At 60.1% G+C, this 21,351-nt stretch carries 19 protein-coding genes and 1 tRNA gene; 4 read left to right on the top strand and 16 right to left on the bottom strand.

Features of this window, described 5'->3' with window-relative positions:
* Positions 1 to 4 precede the first annotated feature (4 nt).
* The 6 genes from AFIC_RS03260 to AFIC_RS03235 form a co-directional block, all read right to left on the bottom strand.
* Positions 5 to 883 carry an FAD binding domain-containing protein gene (locus tag AFIC_RS03260; RefSeq protein WP_275247748.1) on the bottom strand — a complete coding sequence of 293 codons (879 nt, stop codon included), beginning with the start codon at positions 881 to 883 and terminating at the stop codon, positions 5 to 7.
* A gap of 155 nt (positions 884 to 1,038) precedes the next feature.
* Positions 1,039 to 2,325, bottom strand: coding sequence for an MHYT domain-containing protein (locus AFIC_RS03255; protein WP_275247747.1), 1,287 nt, complete (start codon positions 2,323 to 2,325; stop codon positions 1,039 to 1,041).
* The gene (locus tag AFIC_RS03250; protein WP_275247746.1) at positions 2,322 to 2,627 is read right to left on the bottom strand and encodes a hypothetical protein; all 306 of its coding nucleotides are present in this window, start codon (positions 2,625 to 2,627) and stop codon (positions 2,322 to 2,324) included. The genes AFIC_RS03255 and AFIC_RS03250 overlap by 4 nt, the downstream gene beginning before the upstream one ends.
* A gap of 9 nt (positions 2,628 to 2,636) precedes the next feature.
* Positions 2,637 to 3,536 (bottom strand): transporter, encoded by a 900-nt coding sequence (locus AFIC_RS03245; protein ID WP_275247745.1) that lies wholly within the window; start codon positions 3,534 to 3,536, stop codon positions 2,637 to 2,639.
* Between the two features lie 555 nt (positions 3,537 to 4,091).
* Positions 4,092 to 5,084, bottom strand: coding sequence for a beta-ketoacyl-ACP synthase III (locus AFIC_RS03240; RefSeq protein WP_275247744.1), 993 nt, complete (start codon positions 5,082 to 5,084; stop codon positions 4,092 to 4,094).
* A 183-nt stretch (positions 5,085 to 5,267) separates the two neighbouring features.
* A complete protein-coding gene (locus AFIC_RS03235) occupies positions 5,268 to 5,543 on the bottom strand; it encodes a ribbon-helix-helix domain-containing protein (RefSeq protein ID WP_275247743.1) in 276 nt (91 codons plus the stop codon).
* Between the two features lie 432 nt (positions 5,544 to 5,975).
* Between AFIC_RS03235 and AFIC_RS03230 the strand changes: the two genes are divergently transcribed.
* Positions 5,976 to 8,066: a methyl-accepting chemotaxis protein gene (locus AFIC_RS03230; protein WP_425583837.1), complete on the top strand. Its 2,091-nt coding sequence runs from the start codon at positions 5,976 to 5,978 to the stop codon at positions 8,064 to 8,066.
* A gap of 106 nt (positions 8,067 to 8,172) precedes the next feature.
* Here AFIC_RS03230 and AFIC_RS03225 read toward each other — a convergent pair whose 3' ends face one another.
* The 6 genes from AFIC_RS03225 to AFIC_RS03200 all read right to left on the bottom strand — a co-directional run bounded on the left by AFIC_RS03225 (position 8,173) and on the right by AFIC_RS03200 (position 15,180).
* On the bottom strand, positions 8,173 to 9,009 hold the full coding sequence (locus AFIC_RS03225) for an ABC transporter ATP-binding protein (RefSeq protein WP_420833379.1): 837 nt from the start codon (positions 9,007 to 9,009) through the stop codon (positions 8,173 to 8,175).
* A 22-nt stretch (positions 9,010 to 9,031) separates the two neighbouring features.
* Complete coding sequence (locus AFIC_RS03220; protein ID WP_275247740.1) at positions 9,032 to 9,865, bottom strand: ABC transporter permease; 834 nt, start codon at positions 9,863 to 9,865, stop codon at positions 9,032 to 9,034.
* A 10-nt stretch (positions 9,866 to 9,875) separates the two neighbouring features.
* Complete coding sequence (locus tag AFIC_RS03215; RefSeq protein WP_275247739.1) at positions 9,876 to 10,844, bottom strand: ABC transporter substrate-binding protein; 969 nt, start codon at positions 10,842 to 10,844, stop codon at positions 9,876 to 9,878.
* Between the two features lie 282 nt (positions 10,845 to 11,126).
* A complete protein-coding gene (locus tag AFIC_RS03210; protein ID WP_275247738.1) occupies positions 11,127 to 12,485 on the bottom strand; it encodes a sigma-54-dependent transcriptional regulator in 1,359 nt (452 codons plus the stop codon).
* A complete protein-coding gene (locus tag AFIC_RS03205; protein ID WP_275247737.1) occupies positions 12,478 to 14,208 on the bottom strand; it encodes a sensor histidine kinase in 1,731 nt (576 codons plus the stop codon). Before AFIC_RS03205 ends, AFIC_RS03210 begins: the two co-directional genes overlap by 8 nt.
* Before the next feature lie 486 nt (positions 14,209 to 14,694).
* Positions 14,695 to 15,180 carry a hypothetical protein gene (locus AFIC_RS03200; RefSeq protein ID WP_275247736.1) on the bottom strand — a complete coding sequence of 162 codons (486 nt, stop codon included), beginning with the start codon at positions 15,178 to 15,180 and terminating at the stop codon, positions 14,695 to 14,697.
* 172 nt (positions 15,181 to 15,352) lie between these two features.
* Between AFIC_RS03200 and AFIC_RS03195 the strand changes: the two genes are divergently transcribed.
* Positions 15,353 to 15,577, top strand: coding sequence for a PsiF family protein (locus AFIC_RS03195; RefSeq protein WP_275247735.1), 225 nt, complete (start codon positions 15,353 to 15,355; stop codon positions 15,575 to 15,577).
* 93 nt (positions 15,578 to 15,670) lie between these two features.
* Here the strand turns inward: AFIC_RS03195 and AFIC_RS03190 are convergent, their stop codons facing one another.
* Entirely contained in the window at positions 15,671 to 16,153 is a 483-nt protein-coding gene (locus AFIC_RS03190) for a disulfide bond formation protein B (RefSeq protein WP_275248625.1), read from the bottom strand.
* 189 nt (positions 16,154 to 16,342) lie between these two features.
* On the opposite strand from AFIC_RS03190, the gene AFIC_RS03185 reads away from it, so the two are divergent.
* Positions 16,343 to 16,427, top strand: a tRNA-Leu gene (locus tag AFIC_RS03185).
* A 271-nt stretch (positions 16,428 to 16,698) separates the two neighbouring features.
* Here the strand turns inward: AFIC_RS03185 and AFIC_RS03180 are convergent.
* The gene (locus AFIC_RS03180) at positions 16,699 to 18,405 is read right to left on the bottom strand and encodes a methyl-accepting chemotaxis protein (RefSeq protein WP_275247734.1); all 1,707 of its coding nucleotides are present in this window, start codon (positions 18,403 to 18,405) and stop codon (positions 16,699 to 16,701) included.
* Positions 18,406 to 19,142: 737 nt separating this feature from the next.
* Here AFIC_RS03180 and AFIC_RS03175 point away from each other — a divergent pair.
* Complete coding sequence (locus AFIC_RS03175) at positions 19,143 to 19,397, top strand: DUF3551 domain-containing protein (RefSeq protein WP_275247733.1); 255 nt, start codon at positions 19,143 to 19,145, stop codon at positions 19,395 to 19,397.
* Positions 19,398 to 19,404: 7 nt separating this feature from the next.
* Here the strand turns inward: AFIC_RS03175 and AFIC_RS03170 are convergent, their stop codons facing one another.
* Together AFIC_RS03170 and AFIC_RS03165 are read right to left on the bottom strand one after the other, a co-directional pair.
* Complete coding sequence (locus tag AFIC_RS03170; protein ID WP_275248624.1) at positions 19,405 to 20,439, bottom strand: GGDEF domain-containing protein; 1,035 nt, start codon at positions 20,437 to 20,439, stop codon at positions 19,405 to 19,407.
* Between the two features lie 262 nt (positions 20,440 to 20,701).
* Complete coding sequence (locus AFIC_RS03165; RefSeq protein WP_275247732.1) at positions 20,702 to 21,232, bottom strand: hypothetical protein; 531 nt, start codon at positions 21,230 to 21,232, stop codon at positions 20,702 to 20,704.
* Positions 21,233 to 21,351 lie beyond the last annotated feature (119 nt).

The following is a 21,351-nucleotide window of genomic DNA, read 5'->3' as shown; positions in this document are numbered from 1 at the left end:
TTTTCTAGTTTTTGGCGCCGGTCATCGCGCGCTCCTTGGCCCGCTCGGCCGCGCGACGCAGCATGACACCCGCCATCCTGGTTCGATATTCCGCTGGCCCGCGGCCATCCGATGCCGGCGCGGTGATCGCCTCAGCCAACGCGACAGCCTTGTCGAGAGCGGGCTTATCGAGCGCCGTTCCGATCAGCGCCTTGCCAGCGTCTTCCGCCCACAGCGGTGTGTCCGCGACATTGGTGAGACCGATTGATGCCGTCATGCATTTGCCACCGCTCATCGTCAGCACGATGGCGGCCGCTGCGGTGGCATAGTCGCCGATTTTCCGCTTCAGCTTTTCGTAGGCGTAACCGTGCCCGCGGGGAGGCACTGGAATTCGAAGGGCGGTCAGAAGTTCGCCGGGTTCGATCGCCGTGAAGTACGCGCCCTGATAATAATCGCGCGCTGCAACCTTGCGCACGCCATTGGGCCCGGTGAGCTCGTAGGCCGCGCCGAGGCACTGCATCAGCGCCGGCATGTCGTTGCCCGGGTCGCCGTTGGCGGCATTCCCGCCGATGGTGCCCATGTAGCGGATTTGCGGGTCGGCGATCAGCAACGAGGTTTCGCGAATGATCGGTAATTTTGCCGCCAGCAGATCGGAGTCTATGAGCATGTGCTGGGTGGTCATCGCTCCGATGACGACGTCCTGGCCATCCTCCCGAATTCCGACGAGATCTCCGATATCCCTGAGATCGATCAGATGCTCCGGCGTGGCCAGCCGGGTTTTCATCATTGGAATTAGGCTGTGACCTCCGGCCAGCGGCCGGGCGTCCTCACCGAGTTTCGTCAGAAGCGCGACGGCATCTGCGACCGATTTCGGGCGATGATAATCGAATGAACCAGGTATCACGGCGACCTCCCCAGGTTACCTGCGCCCCAGATCTTTGCCGATCCGGTTCACATCAGCGCAACTCCGAGGAAGCCGGGAAGGTTGGAAGCGTTCAAGCGCAACCACACCAGACAGCTGTTTTCGTCACCAAACGCAGCTTCGCTGCACGAAATGCGTCAGTGTTGCTGGCTTAAATTGGCTTTTGTCTGCAAATATGCCGCCAGTTGCTCGCGCAAGTGCGGGAGCCGGCTGCGGCTGACCGGCACAGAACGGCGGACCGGCGAATCGAGATCGGCAATTCCATTGTCACCGGCACGCCTCAAACGAGAAACGCAGTGGATATTGACGATATAGCTGCGGTGCACGCGAAGAAAAGAATCGGGCGGGAGCCGTTCGATAATCTCGCCAATGGAAAGTGGGCAGAAGATGTCCTCCCGGCCATTGAACACATAAGTATAATGTGCGTTGGCGTGGACCGAGAAGATATCCGCTATATCGATCACCTTGCTGCCGTGATGCTTTTCGATCGGCAAGGTCTTTTCGTATGTGTGAGCATTCGGAGCGTGCATCGGCTCGCCTGCCGAGGCGGCAGCTTCTCCCACGGAAGCGATAACCGGAATTTCCTCCTGCGCTGCGGCCGCCTCTGAAACCGGCGCGGGCGTGCTGGATTCGATCGAGCCCGATGCCTCCGTTGCATATTCCGTCTGATCAGGAACCAGCGTCAGCATGAAGAAGCCGGAAACCAGAAACGCAACGACACTCACAATCAGCGCAAGCAGGCCGCTTGAGATGGCGGGTACGGCCACAGGCCGCACTCCGGCCATTGCGTGCCACGTTACCCCCGCCATCGCGGAATAGTGCATTCCCGCGATAGCGCAGCCGAGAACCGCAGCACATACAAGCAACGGTGGGCGCGTCTCGGAAGCGAACGCCAGCCACAGTGCCAGGCCGGAGGCGAAAACGGCAATCAGAATGCTCGCGACGACATATATTGGATCATGAGTCATATGGATGCTGGCATGAAGTGCCAGCATCCCGATGTAATGCATCGAGACGATTCCGAATCCCATCACCATTGAGGCAATGAGCAACAATCGTTGCGAGCGTTGCGTTGCAAGATATACGGCTATTCCAACGACCAGCACACAGATCAGAAGCGACAGCAGCGTCGGCAACACCAAATAGTCGACGGTCACGGGAAGTCTGACTGCCAGCATTCCAACGAAATGCATCACCCAGATGCCTATCGCGAAGGAGAGAGCCGCCCCGGCAATCAGCAACCGCCGCCGCAGCGCAAACGCCGGCGAAACGCGAAGAGAAAGATTTAAGCCGACGTAGCTTGCCTGTATTGCCACGAGCAATGATAGAGCTACCAGCATCGGATCGTGTGCGATGGGCATATCCCAGCATTCCTGTCCAACCCGCAACCAGCGTAATTTGGTATGCAAAGTAAAATCAATCAATCAGGAATCAAAATCGGTTTTACGCCGGGATAGATCGCTACGATTGCATTGCCTTCATCGCTCGGTTTGGGAACGCGCGCGCCATTCATTTCTGCGTTACGATATATCTTTCCAGCGAGAGGCATCATGGCGCTGTTTGTAGCGCGCCTGAAAATCAGCGATGCGGCGCGCGTATCGCAAAGTCGTCCCCCGAGCTCCGCACTGCATGTACCAATCGTATTTTCAGTTGGCTCCGCGACGGCGATCCGGCATGCCTGAGCAAACGATAGCCTGCCGAAATTCCGGCAGGCTATCGTCACCATGAAGACCCGTTACTTAGTAATGAGAGGCTTGCGTGACACCGGGGCATCGGGGTTCCAGAGCGGAACAATCACGCGCGTCCAGACTCGGGTATCATAGCCAGTGTAGTTGCTTTCCGTGATGTCGCGCGTCATGTAGACCTGCGCAATGACAGGACCGAAATTGTAACCAATCAGGCCGCCCAGAGCGAACTGGCTCTGCTTCGAAATCTGGCCCAACGGGCCGCCCGGACCGGCGGCTATCAGTCGTGGGCCTGCATAGTCGAGATCGGCCGATCCGTATCCGACAAGACCCACCTCCCATTTATTGAAGTGCCTGGAAATCGAAAAATCCACCTGCGCCGTATCGGGTTGAGTCCGATAGCCGACAAAGCTGTTGCTACCGCTGTGCGAGTAGAAGAAGTTCGCGCTGGCACTCCAGCCATCGCGATTATAGGATAACGCGGCCGCTTCCACGAATGTCGCGAAATTGCCTCCAAGATTGAGGTTGTTGCCGATGTAGGTATTCACCGGCGCGAACCCACCGATGAAGTTGGAGAAGCCCCAGCCGCCGCCGAGATCCCAGGCAAGGCCGACCAGGCCCGCGGGATTGTAGACATCGCGCGCCCAACTCGTCGTGCCGACGCCGATGCCGCTGTTCGGACTGGTGCCGACGGCAAGCTCGGGCACGGTGCCGATCACTTCCAGACGGCCGCCCAGAACCGTCCACGGCGTGGACCACGCGATCATCGGCAGGTTGACTGCCGCATCGATCTTTGGCGCGCCTGACGCCTTGGCAGATCTTTCAAAATAGGTGGCCGTATCGAGAAAATAAACGCCTTGCGGAAGAGCCGCACCGAGCGCGAGTCCCGCGGTCGAGCCCGCCGGCAAAACAGGATCCGCGACAGCGGCGCCGGTCAGCGCGATCAGCATGGTTGCTGCAAGCGTGGCCCTTACGTTGAATTTAGCGAACGGCGTCCGCGACGTTATCTTCTGCATCTTGATACCCCCATGGTTCAGTTGCCAGCAATCGCTGTCATCAGTACCGCCCGCGAAAATGCGACCGATACTCCGCAGCAGTTGAAGAGAGATTGGGAGAGTTCGAGCCGGTTCCCGGCCTGGCGGCACGGTACTTGCCGCGCCTGCGTCGTTCGCAACCCATTTGCGTGTCCCCCGGCGTCGCATTCCTGACGATGCGACGTTCACAGGACACGATAGAAGTTGCCGCAAAGCAGCATCAAAGGCTTTCGCCTAAATGGGTTCTAAATTCCACCAACTGCGGTGGCTTCTGCATGAACTGCACAATAGATGCGAGTCTCCTGCACGAATGGAGGCGCACATCTCCACGCGGTTCAAATTCAATACTCGAATCGGATTTCTTTTTGCGTTGCGAAGACAGAGCGCATGTGCCGGGCCGTCTCGCCCACGACTGTCATTCAGCGGAACCGCAATATAATTTTCGGGGACGCGTGCCGACCTCCCGGCACATCAATCCATCGCCATCCTGAACACGATCGCGCCGCCGGTGAAGCCCGCGCCCACCGCGGACATCAGAAGAAGCTGGCCGTCCGCCAGATGGCCGTCCTGCGCCGCGAGCGACAGAGTGAGCGGAATGGTGGCCGCCGACGAATTGCCGAACTCCTCGATCGACCGCAGAGTCCTGCACGGATCGATGTCCAGATTTTCCGCGACGAGATCGAAGATGCGCGCATTGGCCTGATGTGGAATGAAGTGATCGATCTGCGAAGCCTTGATGCCCGCCCGCCCCAGCGCCTGCTCCGAGCAGAGCGTCATCAACTTCACCGCCTTCTCGAAGACCACCTTGCCATCCTTGATCCGGATCACGCGGTCTTCCAGCTCCGCCGCGCTGATGTCCGGATTGCGCGTGCCGCCCGCCTTGATCGCAATCATGTCGTAGAGACTGCCGTCGGACATCACGCTTGAGCCGAGCAGCCCGGCATCGTCCCGCGACGATGGCGCAAGCACCATCGCCGCCGCAGCATCCGCGAACAGAACGGCGCTCGTCGTATCCGCCTTGTTGATGCGCCGGCTCAGGATATTGGCCGCAACGATCAGGACCGATTTACCGGTGGTTTTGACGAACCCGTCGGCGAAAAGGAGCGCGTAGACGAAACCCGAACACGCGCCCGTCAGATCGATCGCTCCGCAGGTGAGCCCGAGGCGATGCGCCAACAATGGCGCGGATGGCGGCAGCAGATGATCCGGTGTGGAGGTCGCCAGCAACACGAGACCGATATCGTTCGCCTCAGGCTGCGCGCGCGCAAGAGCGGATGAGGCGGCCTCCACGGCGATATCCGTCAACGCCTGCTCCGGTGCCGCCCAGCGCCGTGCCTTGATGCCGGTGCGGCGCGCGATCCATCCGGCCGGCAACCCGAAATCCTGCTCGAGAACGGAATTCTCGATACGGTGCTCGGGCACGTAATGACCGAGGCCTGCGATCCGCGCGGACCGCACATTCATGGAATGTTTCACGTCGAAAAAATCTTGCATCGATCATCGGATCACGCGTTGCCGCGCCATCCATCGCACGCGCGTTGCCTGCCCGCAATGAGGCGATCATACCGCTGGATGACAAGCGCGTCACCCGCAGGATAGCCCGCTACCTTTGCATGAAATCCGACAGATGAATTCTGCTACGCGGCCTCAGGTCGCAAGCAGGATTTTCTGAATCCTGTTATCTTCCCGCGCATGTTTCTTGTGAAAGAAATAATCGAAGACGAACAGCCGTATCTCCGAAGACAGATTGCTGTCTTCCCGATCCTCCTTGATCCTGGTCACGATGCGCGCCAGCGATTGGTTGTGCGTTTGCGCGATTTCCTTGAGTGCGTCCCAGAACGGCTGTTCCATGCTCACACTGGTCTTGCGGCCAGCAACCGCGATCGAGCGCTGAATGATAAGAGACTTCGTCGATGAGACCATTATTTGTTTCCCCGGGTAGCGACTGGTCATGAAGCGAGCCTTGAACGGCCATTGCGCTTAGCTTTGAGTCACGAGGAGCAAGAAAGATGCCAGTGTAAAAATCTCGTCACACGATCGTATCGTGGGAAATTTCGGGAAGACCATGGATTCTTTTGCGCTGTTTTTTGCCGAGATGATCCATCCTCGGCAATAATCCGCCGAGAAGACGGCCAGAAACACTCATTCGCGATCTGAAATCGCAGAGAGCGGTACCGCTATCGTTGCGCGATGCAATTTCACGCGAGCGGAAATCCGCACACCGAAGCGATACATTGCCCTTATCAAAAATTTAAATCGAAGCAGCGAAAGTATCCGGATAGGGGGAGTTATCGGACGGTTGCGTATGCCATGCCGTTAGCTGCCCCGTTCCAATTCAGCGCCTGGGGGCACTTGATGAAACGTCCAAGCATTGCTTCGACCTTGAATTTGATGATCACGTTGATGGCGGTCTCGATTGTATTGATGCTTGCCCGTCAGTCCTGGCATTCCTGGGAACGCCTGACCGAGACAAAACGGATGACCGTGATCTCCGATTTGTCGGCCGATGCCTTCCAAGCGATGCACAATTTGCGCGCCGACAAATCGACCATGGTCCGCACGCTGAAGGACACCAAGACGATCGAGCCCAAGATCCAAAAATATCTCGATGACCTTCACACCGGTGAAATCAGGGCGATGCGCGCGGTCGGCAAGAACCTCGCATCCATCAACTTCGATGGCCAGGCAAAAATCCGCGAAGAGCTTCTCAGCCTCACCGATCGCTTCGCCGCGCTCCAGACCGAATCCATGGGCGCCGTGCACAACGAGAAAGCGACCCGCCGCGCCGCCTTGCCGACCGAGTACAATGAGACCAGCATCAAGCTGCTCAGCCTTCTGGAAGACCTGTCCACGCGGCTGGTCGGTTTGATCAATCACGCCGACGCTACCGTCGACCAGTTGCTCGCCATCAAGCAATCAGCATGGCTGTTGCGCAGCACGACCGGCGAAGCATCGCTTGCCGTCTCGACGGCGTTAGGTGCCGGAAAAATGTCTCCGGAAGCGCATACGAAATTCATCAAGGACGTCGGCGGCATTGCAGCGGCGTGGGAGGGCGTGAAAATCGCGGCAGAAGGCATGCAACTGCCGGAAGCCGTCAAGAACGGGATGAAAGCCACGGAGACCGCTTATTTCGACGAGAAATATACCGGGCTTCGCGAGCGTCTGGCCGATGCGTTGACCAACGGCACCCCGCCGGAAACCAATGCGGATTATTGGAGCCCGTATTCCGTCAAACAGATGGGTAACGCGGTCGTGCTTGCCGAGAGCGCGCTGGACGCCGCCCGCGCCCGCAGCGCCGATCTGTACGCCCAGGCCAAGACATCGTTGATGTGGCAGATTGGATTCCTTCTCACCGCGATCATTTTCGCGGGCTCCTGCATCGCGGCGGTGAACAAGGTCGTGATCCGCCCGCTTCACAAAATCCGTGACGCCATGCAAAGCGTCGCGGCGGACGACCTCAGCGTGAAGGTGCCCTTCGCCACCCGTGCCGATGAAATCGGAGCCCTGGCGGCGACGCTCGCGACCTTCAAGCAGAACGCCGAGGACAAGAAGCGCATCGAGAGCGAAAACGGCGCGGAGAATGCCCGCAAGCTCGCGCGGCAGCGCACCGTGGAATCCCATATCGCCGCTTTCGAACAACAGATCGGCAGCGCGCTCGATGCGCTCTCGATGTCTTCCGAGCAGATGAACCATACCTCCGAGGAGATGTCTGAAATCTCGGATCGGACCAACGATCAGGTCATGACGGCGGTCAACGCGGCGAATGCGGCGCTTGCCAACGTCCAGAGCGTTGCCGCGGCTTCCGAAGAGCTGACCGTATCGATTCATGACATCAGCCGTCAGGTCACCCATGCGGCCGACACGGCGCTGCGCGCCGTCGAGCAGGTTCAGCAGACCGATGATCGCGTCAAAGGCTTCTCGGAAACCGCGAGCAAGATCGGCGATGTGGTCAATCTCATCAACAACATCGCTGCCCAGACCAACCTGCTGGCGCTCAACGCCACCATCGAGGCGGCCCGCGCAGGCGACGCCGGCAAGGGCTTTGCGGTAGTCGCATCCGAAGTGAAAATGCTGGCCAGCCAGACCGCCAAGGCGACCGAGGAAATCTCGACGCAAATCCTTGCCGTCCAGAACGTCGCGCAGGATTCGATGGAGGCGATGAAGGGCATCCGCGGCACGATCATGGAGGTGAGCGAGGTCGCGACCGCCATCGCCGCCGTGATCGAGCAGCAGGGTGCCGCCACGCAGGAAATCTCCAGCAACACCCAGCAGGCCGCCCAGGGCACGCAGGCCGTCTCCGACAATATCGGCGGCGTGTCGGAAGACGCCAAGTCCACGGGCGATTCGGCCCGGAACGTCCGGGAAGCGGCGGAGGTGCTGTCCGTGCAGGCGCAGCAACTCCGGCAGCAGGTCGACAATTTCCTGGGACAAATTCGCGCGGCCTGATCCGCACCACCAATACACCACGCGATCGTCCGGCCCTTCAGGGCCGGGCGATTTCTTTAGCCGACGCTGATCCGACCGCGAATGCCCATGTCGCCCCTCAGATCATCTAGCCGCGAAGCCCGGCAAGCTTGCCTTCGTCCTCCGCAAACCGCTCCTGCTCCTTCATGACCAGCGACGTGAGGTACTTCTTCAGGTCGTTGAACTCGGTCCGCGTCGAATCGCGCGGCCGCTCGATCTCGACACGGACATCCGCCTTCACGGTGCCGGGGCGATAGGTCATGACGATGATGCGGTCGGCGAGGTAGATCGACTCGTCGATGCTGTGGGTGACGAAGATGATGGTCTTCTTCAGCTCGGCCCAGATCCGCAGCAGTTCGTCCTGCAGGGAGCGCCGCGTCAGTGCATCGAGCGCGCCGAACGGTTCGTCCATCAGCATGATCGGCGAATTCAACGCCAGGACGCGGGCAATCGCCACGCGCTGACGCATGCCGCCTGACAAGTCCTTCGGAAAGCGATCCCTGAAATCCTGCAGCTTCAGCTTGTGCATCAGCGTCTCAGTGCGCTCGTCGATTTCAGCCAGCGACCGCTTCTGGATTTCAAGACCGAACGCGATGTTCTGGCGCACGGTCATCCAGGGGAACAGCGCGTATTCCTGAAACACCATGCCGCGGTCGGGCCCCGGCGCCACGACATCCCTGCCCTCGACGGTGATCCGCCCCTCCGTCGGAGACGAAAATCCCGCAATCGCGTTCAGCAAAGTGGACTTGCCGCAGCCGGACGGCCCCAGCAGGCAGACGAACTCGCCATCGCTGATTTCGAGATTGATGTCCTTGAGCGCCGTCACGGTGTCATCAGCCGTACCGAAGCGCTTCTGGACGCCCGCAACCTTGATCTGGGTGTCCTCCCGCTGGCGTCCGGGAAGAATCGGCGTATCCATGATCATGACATTGTCCTTACGCACTGCTTCACGCATCGATGCCTCTATGCCAACGCAGAAGATGATTGTTGATACGAGTCATCACGGTGTCGATGGCCAGGCCGAGAAAGCCGATCGTGAACATTCCGGCGATGATCTTGTCGGACCAGAAATACTCGCGCGCTTCCAGAATGCGGAAACCAAGCCCGCTGTTGACCGCGATCATCTCCGCGACGATCACGACGATGAACGCCGTGCCCATGCCGATGCGCGCGCCTGACAGGATGTACGGCGTAGCCGCAGGCAGGATCACCCGCACGAACATCTGGTACTGGCTGACGCCGAGATTGCGCGCGGCGCGGATATAGATGCCGTCCACATGGCGCACGCCGGCGATGGTGTTCAGCAGCACGGGGAAGAACGCCCCGATGCTGATGAGAAAATAAGCCGGCGGATTGCCGAGGCCGAACCACAGGATCGCCAAGGGAATGTAGGCGATCGGCGGGATCGGACGCAGCACTTCGATCAGCGGATTGAACAGCCGATAGATCTTGTCGTTCGCGCCCATCAGGAGGCCGAGCGGCAAGGCAAGACCGGCGCCGATGAGAAATCCGACGACGACGCGCTGGAAACTCGCAAAAGCATCGAGCGGCAACTCGCCCGACAGCGCCCATGACAGCCAGCTATCCGTCAACGGATTGCGGGGCAGCGGCGGCAGCAGGTAGGCCCACCACTTCTGGATCACTGCAAGCGGGCCCGGCAGGATGATCGGGCTGAGAATATGAGCCGATGAAAAGGCCTGCCACACCACGAGAACCGTGATGGGAATGATGGTCGCCCGAAACAGGCGACCACCTTTCTCTGTTAGAGTGCGCTTGGACATCACACGCCTCTCAGTTGATCTTCAGATCGGCCTTCGCGGCCTTCAGCAGATCGAGTTTGGTCCAGTCGGCAGCCTTCGGAGGCACCGCCATGCGGCCGACACCGAACTTCTGCATCATATCGGTCGTGACCTGAACGTGACGCAGGTCGATGTCGTAGGAGAACGACGCGTTCGACATCGCATCCTTGTAGTCCTGCTCACTCAATTGACCCTTGAACAGGCTGGTGCGGACATACTTCTCGGCCAGAGCCGGATCGTTCTTGAAGGTCTGGGTCGCCTTCACGAACAACTGCATGAAGCGCTTCGCAACCTCGGGGCGCTCCTTGTACATTTTCTCGGTCATGACGAGCGCGCGGATCGGCTCGCCCATCTCGGTGTCATACGGCTTCAGAATCTCGACGCCCGCACCCTTGTTGATGACCTGGGCGGCCTGCGGCTCGGACTGACAGATCGCATCGATCTGACCGCCGATCAGCGCCTGATTGAGATCGGCGAAGGCGAGATAGTAGATCTGCACGTCCTTGCCGGGCTTGTCCGACCAGGTCAGGCCGGCCTTCGACAACTCCGCCAGAAGCAGAAGCTCCTGAGCGCCGCCGCGAGCCACGCCGATCTTCTTGCCCTTGAAATCGGTGATCGAATGAATGCCGCTCGCTTTCGAGGCGACGATACGCACGCCGCCCTTTGCAAATCCGGCAACGACATAGATCGGCGCGCCGCCGGACCGCCCGGCAATCGCGGCGTCCAGAGCACTCGCGGCGACATCGATCTCACCGGCGAGAATTGCCGGTATGATGTCGAGACCCTTGGCGAAAATCCGCTCCTCGACCTTCAGACCGAACTCCGGCGCAATCTCCTTCATGTAGGAGACGGCTCCATAGTGAGCGAACTTTAGATTGCCCAGACGGACAACATCCTCGGCATGCGCGGACTGAATGCCCACGGCCATGGCGATGGAGAGAATGACAGCACGAAACTTCATGATAGACGTCTCCTCACAGGACAGAGTCTTCCCGCCGGTGGACCGGCGTGGCGTGATCGTTTTGGAAGGAAAGAAAAGTTGCCGGCTCAAGTCCGCAACGGCGGCGCCCTCCCAGACGCCAGAGCGTTTGCCGCCCTTTGCCATCAGGATCGCAAGAACGATGCCAACACAAAAAATACAGTCATTTCAGAAGGAGGATGAAGCGGGCACGAAATCGCCCGCGGATATCGGCAGATTATCGCCGAGCAAAACACATCGATGAGCCAAATTCCGCCGCCCGCGTCACGGACGGCAATAATCCTTCCGCTCGATCGCGTAGCGCGTCATCTTCTCGTTCAGCGTACGGCGCGGGATATCGAGCATTTCGAGGACTTTCGCGACATTACCCTCGCTTGCGAGCAACGCTTTTTCGATGACGCCGCGCTCGAAGTCGGCGACCAGATTGGCGAGCGACTGCGGCAGCGCCTGTCCGCCCGCAACCACCGCGCCCGCGGGCTTGCCCCCGACGCTCAGCCCGAGCGCGAAGCGTTCGGCGACGTTCTTCAGTTCGCGCACGTTGCCGGGCCACGTATGGCTCAGCAGACTGGTGAGATCGACGGCGGTGATCTCCCGGCTTTTGCGGTTTTGCGCAGCCGCGGTTTCGGCGACGAAATGCTCGAACAGAAGGCCAATGTCCTGTAGCCGCGCGCGCAGCGGCGGGATCGTCAGTTCGGAGACGTTGAGCCGGTAATAGAGATCTTCCCGGAAATTGCCTTCCTTCACCGCCTCGGACAGATCGACCTTTGCCGCAACCACGATCCGCGCGTCGAACGGGATCGATTTGTGCGAGCCGAGCCGCTCGAAGGCCTTTTCCTGAAACGCGCGCAGCACCTTGACCTGCAACGCAGGCGGCATGCTTTCGATCTCGTCGAGAAACAGCGTGCCCTTGTGCGCGTATTCCAGCCGGCCGATCCGCTTGCCGACCGCGCCGGTGAAAGCGCCCTGCTCGTGACCGAAGAACTCGCTCTCGAACATGGTCTCGGGAATAGCGCCGCAGTTCACCGCCACGAAGGGATGTTCGCTTCGCGGCCCGAACTCATGCAAACATCTGGCGACAAGCTCCTTGCCCGTGCCGGTTTCGCCGCGAATGACGACATTGAGCGGCGTCGCGGCAAGTTCGAGGATATCGGCGCGAAGCTGGCGGATTGCCGGCGAGATACCCACCAGCCGCCGTTCGATCCGGTTGCCGAATGTCGCGTCCAGCCGCAGGCGCCTGTTCTCCAGCACGAGCTGGCGCATCTCGCAGGCCCGCCGCACCGTGCCGATCAGCCGATCCGGATCGAACGGCTTTTCAAGAAAGTCGTAAGCGCCCTGCTTCATCGCATCGACCGCCATCGCCACGTCGCCGTGGCCGGTCAGCAGCACCACCGGGATATCGCGATCGATCGCAAGACATTCCTGAAGCAGATCGAGCCCGCTCATCTTCTTCAACTGAACGTCCGTGAGCACGACTCCGGAAAATTGCCGGTCGATGATGGCGCGCGCATCTTCCGCCGATGAAAGGATGGTGGCGTTGATATCGGCGAGCGCCAGCCATTGCTTCATGGATTCGCGCATGGCGGCTTCATCATCGACGAAAATGACTTGATTGGTCTCAGGCATGGTCACCGGCATCTTTGAAGATCGGCAGCTTCACATAGAACGAAGCGCCGCCATCGGGATTGTTCTCGCACGTTACCGTTCCGCCGAATCCGCGGATGATCGTATAGGACAGCGACAGCCCGAGCCCCAATCCCACGCCCGCGTTCTTGGTGGAGAAAAACGGCTCGAACAGTTTTGAAAGATTCTCTTTCTTGATACCCGAGCCGGTGTCGCCGACTTTCAGGATCCAGAAATCCCGGTCGCGGGTCGCCTGAAGCGTCAGCTTCCGCACGGGCTGCTCCCGCATCGCGTCGATCGCATTCCGGATCAGGTTGACGAGCACCTGTTCGAGGCGAATTTCATTGCCGCAGACCACCGCATCGCCGGGCACCGTGCGATCGATCTCGATCTCCGCATGGTCGATCGTCGTTTGCAGCAGCGCCAATGCCCGCTCGACACAATATTCCAGCGACACCGGGTCGCGCTTCATCGCCGACTTGTGCGAGAAGGTCCGCAAATGGCCGGTGATGCCGGCAAGGCGCTTCGTCAGGCTGCCGATCATGTCCAGATTGGTGCTGACGCCCTGCTTGTCGCCTTTCTCATATAGAAGGCGGGTGCTCGCCGAATAGGTCTGGATCGCGGCAAGCGGCTGGTTGATCTCATGGGCGATGGCCGCAGACATCTGCCCCAACGCCGCCATCTTGCCCGCGTGAATCAATTCCTCCTGCGTCGCGCGCAATTCGAGTTCGGCCTTTTCGCGCTCCGATATCTCCGCCTCCAGATCGAGCGTTCGCTCCCGCACCTTCTGCTCAAGCTGATCGTGCGCCACCCGCAACGCCTCGGAAACCGCCTTGCGGGCGTTCAATTCGGCATGCAGGCGCAGACGCCTTTGCCAGAAGAACAACCAGATCAGCACGAGAAGCGCGAGGACCGCGCCACTCGAGATCATGACCTCGCGCCATTTGGCGTTCACCGGCGCGATGTCGCTCAGATAGCCGATGGTCCAGCCGTCGTCACCGAAATCGCGGGTCTGCATCAGATAGCGGTGCTTCTCGAAATCCACCACCGAGGAATGCGTGGCCAGACTGCCGAGTCTCTTGAACGCCAGAGCATGCAGATTAGCGTTGCCGTACTCCTGCGTTTCCTTCAATTCCTCGGCGATGCCCGGTCCGAGCGCGTGCAGCATCCCGTACTTCCAGCCGAGATAGCTCGACAGGATCACGACCTTGTTCCGGTCCATGACGAACAGGCGTTCGCCGCCGCTCGCCCATTCGGCCTGCAACGGCTCGAGGTCGATCTTGACGACCACGACGCCGACGATCGTGCCGTCCGCGTAAATCGGGCTGGATATGAAGTAGCCGGCGAGATTCGTGGTCGTGCCCACGCCGTAGAAATGTCCCGACTGTCCCTGCATCGCCTGGATGAAATAGGGCCGGTACGAATAGTTTTTTCCGACAAACGACAGCTGACTGTCGAAATTACTGGATGCGCGGGTCAGCCCCGTGGTGTCCATCACATAGATCGCGGCACTGCGCGCATTTTCATTCGTCAGTTTCAGCTTGGCGTTTGCGGCTGCCACACGCGACGCATCATCGCTTCTCACGGCGGCGGCGATGTCGCTGTCGCGCGCAAGCACCGACGGAAGATAGGCATAGGTCGCCAGCGCGTTCGAGACCGTGCTCGCATAAAGCTCGATCCGCTGAAAGCCCGCAGCCTCGATTTCGCGCAGGGCGCGCGACGACATCGCCGATGCGATTTCCCAGACGGCAATCGCACCGATCACAATAAAAACGGCAAGCGCCGCAAAAACGCGGCGGCTACCGTGAAATGTTGAAAATCCAAAGTTCAGCCGGCTTCGCGGGGCCGATGCAGTTATCGTCATTCACCTGAACCTGACCGTTGTCCTGAGGCAACGTCACGGTCACCGATTACCACACGCAGAAAATAAAATCGCGATTCAACTGTCCAGCGTTAATGCCGGAATGCTTGACGCATGATGTAGGTTAACTTCTGATATTTTGTATACCAAGAATGCCGGCGACTTTAGCTGATGCGTCTCGCAAGGCGCGGGAGCGCAGGCAAGAGACGGCCGTCACAGCGGCATCTCGTGACACGATACATAACCATGACACGATGCATAATATGAGCATCGCGGCGGTGGCGGGCCTGCGCCCAGCCGTCCGCCGCGATGACCGTCATATCTTGCTGGAGCGTTCCATAGCGGACAGGACTAGCCGCCCTTCAGGCGCTTGGTGCATTCGCTGTAATAGCCGCCGCCTTTTTGAATCCACTTCAGGCCGCCATTGGCATTGGAGGCTTTGTTGGCGTTGTACTGATCCACGCAGGTGTGCATGCGAGCCTTGCCCGCGCTCTCGGACGCATATTTCGGCGCAACTGCGTTCGGGAAAACAGCCGGGCCGGACGCCGTCGCCGCAGGAGCGGCCGCTGGCTTGATCGCAGGCTTGGCGGCGGGTTTTGCTGCCGCCGTGGCCGGTGCTGGCGCAGGCGCCGCAGCCGGAGCAGCCGCAGCCTCCGCACCGCATTGGGCCTTGCGGAAATCCTTCCAGCTCTGGCCGCCGAGCGAGCCGTCGGCCTTCGCTGACTTATATTTGGCGCTGCACTCCGTCATCGACAGCGCGCTTGCCGGACTTGCCGCAACGACGGCCATCAAGCCCGCCATAGCCGCAGCAAAAAGCAATTTTGACTGAAAACCCATTGCCTGCCTCCTGAGATGAAGAGGACCCGATCCTAGCGCAGCGCCGGAGGGTTTCAACGGATGAACGAAAGCGTGATCAAAATATCGTCTTCCGATGTCGGCCGCCCTGGCCATTCATGAACAGTTCATCCGCCGGAAGACAGGGTGTGGACCTGAACTTGAGGGTCCAACCATGACATTCCTGTCTCGCGCCATCGGCGCCGTATTCGTCGTCAGCCTGCTGGCAGGGCCAGCTCTCGCCCAGGCTCCAACGGCGCCCGCGCCCGCCGCCAAGGCCGAGAAGCCGCGCTCCGCCGCCTCGCTCGACTGCTCCAAGCAGGCCGACGCGAAGGGGCTGCACGGCAAGGAGCGCCATAAGTTTCGCTCCAAGTGCAAGCACGATGCGACCAAGAAGTAGTTTTTTGTTGCGTGCGTAGACGTACCTCACCTGCCCTGAAACTTGAGCCGGCGGTCTGACCGCCGGCTTTTTCATTGCGCGCAGGAAAAGCCTTTATGTCGTGCGGCGGCCCAAACCAAGCAGGCCCCATCCCGCCAACGCCGCCATCAGGGCCGAGATCAACGCGTTGTAGCCCGCCAGCGACAGGCCGAGGAAAGACCACTGCACCTCGTCGCAACGCACGACCTTGGCGGTCTTGAGATTTTCCAGCAGATTGCCCGGATTGCCGAAATCGACGGCCGACCCGGTACATTCGGTCGGGCCCGGCCAGAAGCCCCATTCGACCCCGGCGTGATAGGCGCCGAAGGCGCTGTTGAACACCGTCACGCAGAACAGCACCGCAAATCCAGCCACGAGCAGGGAGCGGGACCCCTCGCGAGCGGCCACCAGGGCCAGTACGGCGGCCAACGGAATCCCGATGTAGTAGGCGTATCGCTGCTCAAGACACATCGGGCATGGCTGAATGCCGAGCACAAGCTGGAAGAACCAGGCCCCCGCGATGGTGGCGAATGCAATCACGCAGATCGCCAGCGCCATCCGGAAAGCGCGCGACCGCGCCGGTCGATCGGATGAAAAAACAACGTCGGTCAAGGCGGCCTCCGGGTTCGCCCGCTCCTAGCGCGCCCTCCGGCGGGTGTCGAGAGAGGCAGGATCACAGCCGGTTGACCCGCCGACGCCGCTGGCTATAGTCCGCCCCGCTCGCCGCGCCTGACCCGTGCTGCAAGCGCCCCTGTGGCGGAACTGGTAGACGCGCTCGACTCAAAATCGAGTTCCGCAAGGAGTGCTGGTTCGATTCCGGCCAGGGGCACCAACAGCCCGTTCGGCGCCGTTTCTCTCTCATCGAGAAACATCATTATTATCTATATATATCAATAGCTTATATAAAGACTGCGGTCGTGCAGATCTGCCGCTGGTCGCGGATGCGCGCGAACTTCCCGGCCTGAAGCGACCGTTTTCGCTCAACGGCAACTGCCGGACGCCAGCCCCGCCATTCCTCAGCCGCCAATCCAAAAAGGCCGGGCTTAACCCGGCCTTTTCCACTCGCTTGAAGCGTTCATCGCGCGTGCGCGAAAGGCGGTCAACTACGCCGCGCGGACGTTCGTGAGGAACGCATCCATCTGATAGCGAAGCTGCTCAGACTGCTTCGCGAGATCGGCCGAGGCGCCTTGCACCTGATTCGCCGCAATGCCTGTCTGCTCCGCCGCCGACGCGACACCGGCGATATTGGACGTCACTTCGCCGGTACCGACCGATGCCTGATTGACTGCCTGCACGATCTCGCGCGTCGCCGCGCCCTGCTGCTCCACCGCCGCGGAGATTGCGGACGTTGCATTGTCGATCTCGCGCACCGTATGCGTGACGCGCTGGATCGCCTGCACCACGTTGCCGGTCGTGTTCTGGATGCCCGCCAGTTGCGTGCTGATCTCGGCCGTCGCCTTGGCGGTTTGCGTCGCCAATTCCTTGACCTCGCTCGCCACCACGGCGAACCCGCGTCCCGCCTCACCGGCGCGCGCCGCCTCGATGGTCGCGTTAAGCGCCAGCAGATTGGTCTGGCTTGCGATGGTCGAGATTATATCGGCGATGCTGTCGATACGCGCCGCCGCCTGGCTGAGCTCGTTGACCGTCGTTGCGGCCGCTTCGATCTCGCCGACGGCGGACCGGGTCATCTGGGACGATTGCTCCGTCTGCCGGCCGATTTCCACCACCGATGCGCCAAGCTCCTCAGCCGACCCCGCGACCGATGTTACGTTTGCCGCAGCCAGATCCGCGGCGGAAGACACCGAGTTCGATTGCGCCGATGTTTCTTGTGCGGAAGCCGTCAACTGGCTCGCGGTTGCCTGCATCTCGGTGGCGGCAGATGCGACCTGATCAACGATAGCCCCGACGGAACGCTCGAACTGATCGGCAAGCTGGACCATGTCCGCCTTGCGCTGTGCCGCAGCGCGCTCGGTGGCTTCACGCTGCTCCGCCTCCAGTCGAATCTTGGCGAGACCATTGTCCTTGAACACCATCGCGGTCTGGGCAATGTCGCCAACCTCATCCTTGCGATCGGCCCCCGCCACCTCGACCTGGTAGTCCCCGCTCGCGAGTTTCTGCAACAATGCAACGGTCCGGCGGATCGGCAATGCAATTCCATATTGTCCGATCAAGAATCCGATCATCAACCCCATGACGATGCCGATGCCCGCGACGATCATCAGCAAATTCGAGGTCCGGTTGTACTCCTCGGCCGCCGCCTCGGTTTCTCGCGTGACATCATTCTGGAGCGTTTCGGAAATCTCCCGCAACGACGCGCGCAGTTCATTGGCGACCTTGGTGCTCTGGATCGCCTCGTTGCGCAGTTGCTCCAGTTGCTCGGTCATCCGGAAATCGGTGACGGCAGCGGCAGCCCGATACGTCCCTTCCAGCTCTTCGCGATATTTAGTCCATCCGGTTTCGAGCACTGCGACATGATGACGGGTCGATCCGGCACTGCGCTTGCTGAATGCTTGCAGGCGCTCCTCGAAAAGCTTCGTCTCCGCCTCGATGGCCCGATGCGCAGCCTTGATGTTATCCGGGCGCGGATCCGTGGACATCTGGAATTCAGCCCGATTCATCGTGATCAGATTCACCGCCAGCTGCTGGGCCAGCATCGCACGCGCCGCGCCAGACTCCATCCGGTCAGTCGCGTCGTTCAAGGACTTCAGCGCGCTGATGCCGAGGGCCGCCAAACCGCAGGCGATTGTCGAGAGGAGAAGGATGACCGAAAGAATTTTCGGCAGAATTCGGAAGCGGGATAAAAAGGACATGCTGAATCCAGATTGGCTCTTTTGTGACAGAGACGATATATTTTCGGCTATTATTTTTTTAAAACGATCTACACGATATATTTTATCGATCCGTAAATTTTGCTTTTCTCCCCGCACGCAGAACTATACGCACGCGATAATGACATGACGGGTGATCGCTGAAGAAACGATCGCCTTGTTGTCCGGAATGACAGCGACGATATCCATCATGACAATCGTCGCATTCAGGATGGGCCGATGTTCTTTTCGTCCATGTCTCGGCCTCCGCACGTACTGCATCTTTCAGCCTTCACAGCGCGACCGGCACCGCACTTATCCGCGACATATCGGTGTTTGTTGATCTCATGTCGCGCCTGCTCAAGCCGCCGCGGCACTCGCCATCGGGACAATGACTGCAAGAATTTCGATCAGAATTTTAGTGTTGGAGAGCAACGGGACTGAAGATGATTTCGCCAAAGGCTCGCTCCTCCGGGAGTTCGCCAGATGCGCCCCACACGTCGTCAGAGATTCCACCTTGCGGGAAGAATGTTCGAGGTGCGACAATATGACAGCGCCTCAAACCTGTATTTTACAAGGCGCAAGCGGCTTTGGAGAAATGCTCCAACCAAAGTATGAGCATGCTGATATGCGGCTCATCCTTCGATACAAACGGCATGTCCGCATTTCTTGCTGGCCGCATCTTCAGGAACCTCTTTCCGCAGCCAGACTTGGATTGCCGACCAACTAAGGAGGATCACATGCGCATTTCAATGGCTGCCATTCTGGCGTCTGCGCTGGCAGGCTTGATCTGGAGCGCGCTTCCGGCGCAGGCCCGCAACTATCGCTATTGCCTCTACGAACACAACGATACTGCAAGCGACTGCGCCTTTGACACGTATGCCCAGTGTGCGGCCTCGGCGTCAGGCCGCGTCGCTTACTGCAACATCAATCCGATGTATACCGAGCCGACGAAACCGCGCCGGCATCGCCGCAAGCCACCACGGGACTATTGAGGCTCGCTTACGCCGCGCAGTCGGCGTCGGTGAGATCGTCCTCAGAGACGACACGATTACGGCCTTCCGCCTTGGCCTTGTACAGCGCTCGGTCACAGCGCTCGATCAGTGTCGCCATCGATTCGCCGGGTCGGAATTGCGCCACCCCGATCGAGACCGAAATGTCCGGCAGCGATTCCCCCGTCGAACGGCGGGTGAGATGGCAACCCGCGACAGTCGCCCGAATCCGCTCGGCGACCTCGTGGCAGGTCGCAAGGTCGGCACCGGGCAGCACCGCGATCAATTCCTCGCCGCCATAGCGCGCCGGCAGATCGTTCTCCCGCACCCGCTCGCGCAACACGCTCGCAATCAGCCGGATCACCTGATCGCCGACGCTGTGGCCGTAAGTGTCGTTGAACTTCTTGAAATGGTCGATGTCGAGCATCAGGAGGCTGAGCGGGTCCTCCACCTCCATGGCCCGCATCTGCGCCATGCGGAAGAACTCCTCGAGCGCCCGGCGGTTCGGCAGCGCCGTCAGCGTGTCGGTCTTGGCGCGCTCCTCCGCATCGCGCAGCGAGGTGCGGATGGTGTCGAGCTCCTGCGAGGCTTCGGTGAAATTGGATTCGAGAACCGAGGCGCGGCTCGCGGCGCTCGACAATGCGCCCATCAGACTCTCGATCAGCGAACGCGGGTTGATTCCCTGATCCGCCTGTGTGGCAACCCCGTCTATTTCGCGGATATGATCGCGGTTGTCGGTGATGGCGGTCGCCAGATACTGCTGCGCCTGCGACATCACGAGAGCGAGCTGCTCGGAAATATTCTGGGCCGCAGGCGCGTTGACGCCCGGCGTCGCGATATACATCGAACGCAGATCGTCGCAGACGAAGCTGTCGAACTTGCGCTTGTTGCCGACCAGGATGTCGATCGTCCGTTTCAGATCCGGCGGCGTGCCGAGGCAATAATTGAACCAGACGGTGAAATTGTTCGGAGTCAGCGGGACGTTCTCGCGGATCATATGATCCATGGCCCTGTCCGCGATCTCTTTCGCGGAGTCGAAGTCCATGTCGTCCTGTACAATTCTTGTCATGACCTGCGGTCTAAATTATCAAAAATTCCACCGCGAGGTTCTTCGCGTGGAGAGCGTCAGGAAACCGGATTACCGCGAGCGGATAGCCCACGAGAGTCCGGCACCCGGCACAGGCGCAGACTCACTCAATTACTGTATGTCTATACCAATGCGGTTTAGGAAGTATTGCAAAAGCGATACCGCCCATCCCCATCATTCATGATGCAGCGCAAAATAAGCAGCACGCCGGTCAATGCCCTTATTGGCAGACCGCTCGCGTTACATAATTTTCGGTGCGGCACTCGCCCGGCGCGCCGGTTCGCCCCGACAGGTAAACCTTCGCCGAGCATTTTTCGGAGGTCTCGATATCGAGGCTTTTGCCGCTCTTGAACCCCTTGCCCTTGCACAATTGCTCCGCGGCGACGTTGCAATCAGGCGCTCCATTGGCCGTCATCGGGCAAGCAGCCCGGCCAGTCGTGACCGACTGCACCCGCGTCAGGCTTTCCGTTGCGTCCTTGGTCTTGGCGTTGAGGTCTTCCAGCGTCTTCTGAGAGCCCTTCCATCCCGATGAGAGCTGTGAGGCCGAATCCTTCAGCATCTTGCCGAGTTCTTCCACGAAGCCCGGATTGTGTACCGGCGCGGGTGGTGGCGCAGGTGAAGGTGGCGATGCAGGAGACGGGGGTGGCGGCGCGACGGCGGGAGCGGCTGGCGGCGGCGGTGTCGAATCCGGCGCCTGTCCGGACGGCACGAGCGCTTGAGAGAAGGCAGGAAGCGGCGCCGCAATCATCATGGGGCACGCCACGAATCCGGCCGCAAAGCAGCAAGTCCGGATTCCCAGATACCAAAGCCATCGTGCCATGGCCGGACACTATCGCGCCACCGGCGGCACGCAAGGGTGTTCAACGTCTC

Origin of the sequence: [Pseudomonas] carboxydohydrogena (assembly GCF_029030725.1) — a bacterium.
In the GTDB taxonomy this organism is placed as follows: Bacteria; Pseudomonadota; Alphaproteobacteria; order Rhizobiales; family Xanthobacteraceae; genus Afipia; species Afipia carboxydohydrogena.
Note: the sequence above shows the minus strand (reverse complement) of the source record. Positions and strands in the feature narration are given on the sequence as shown.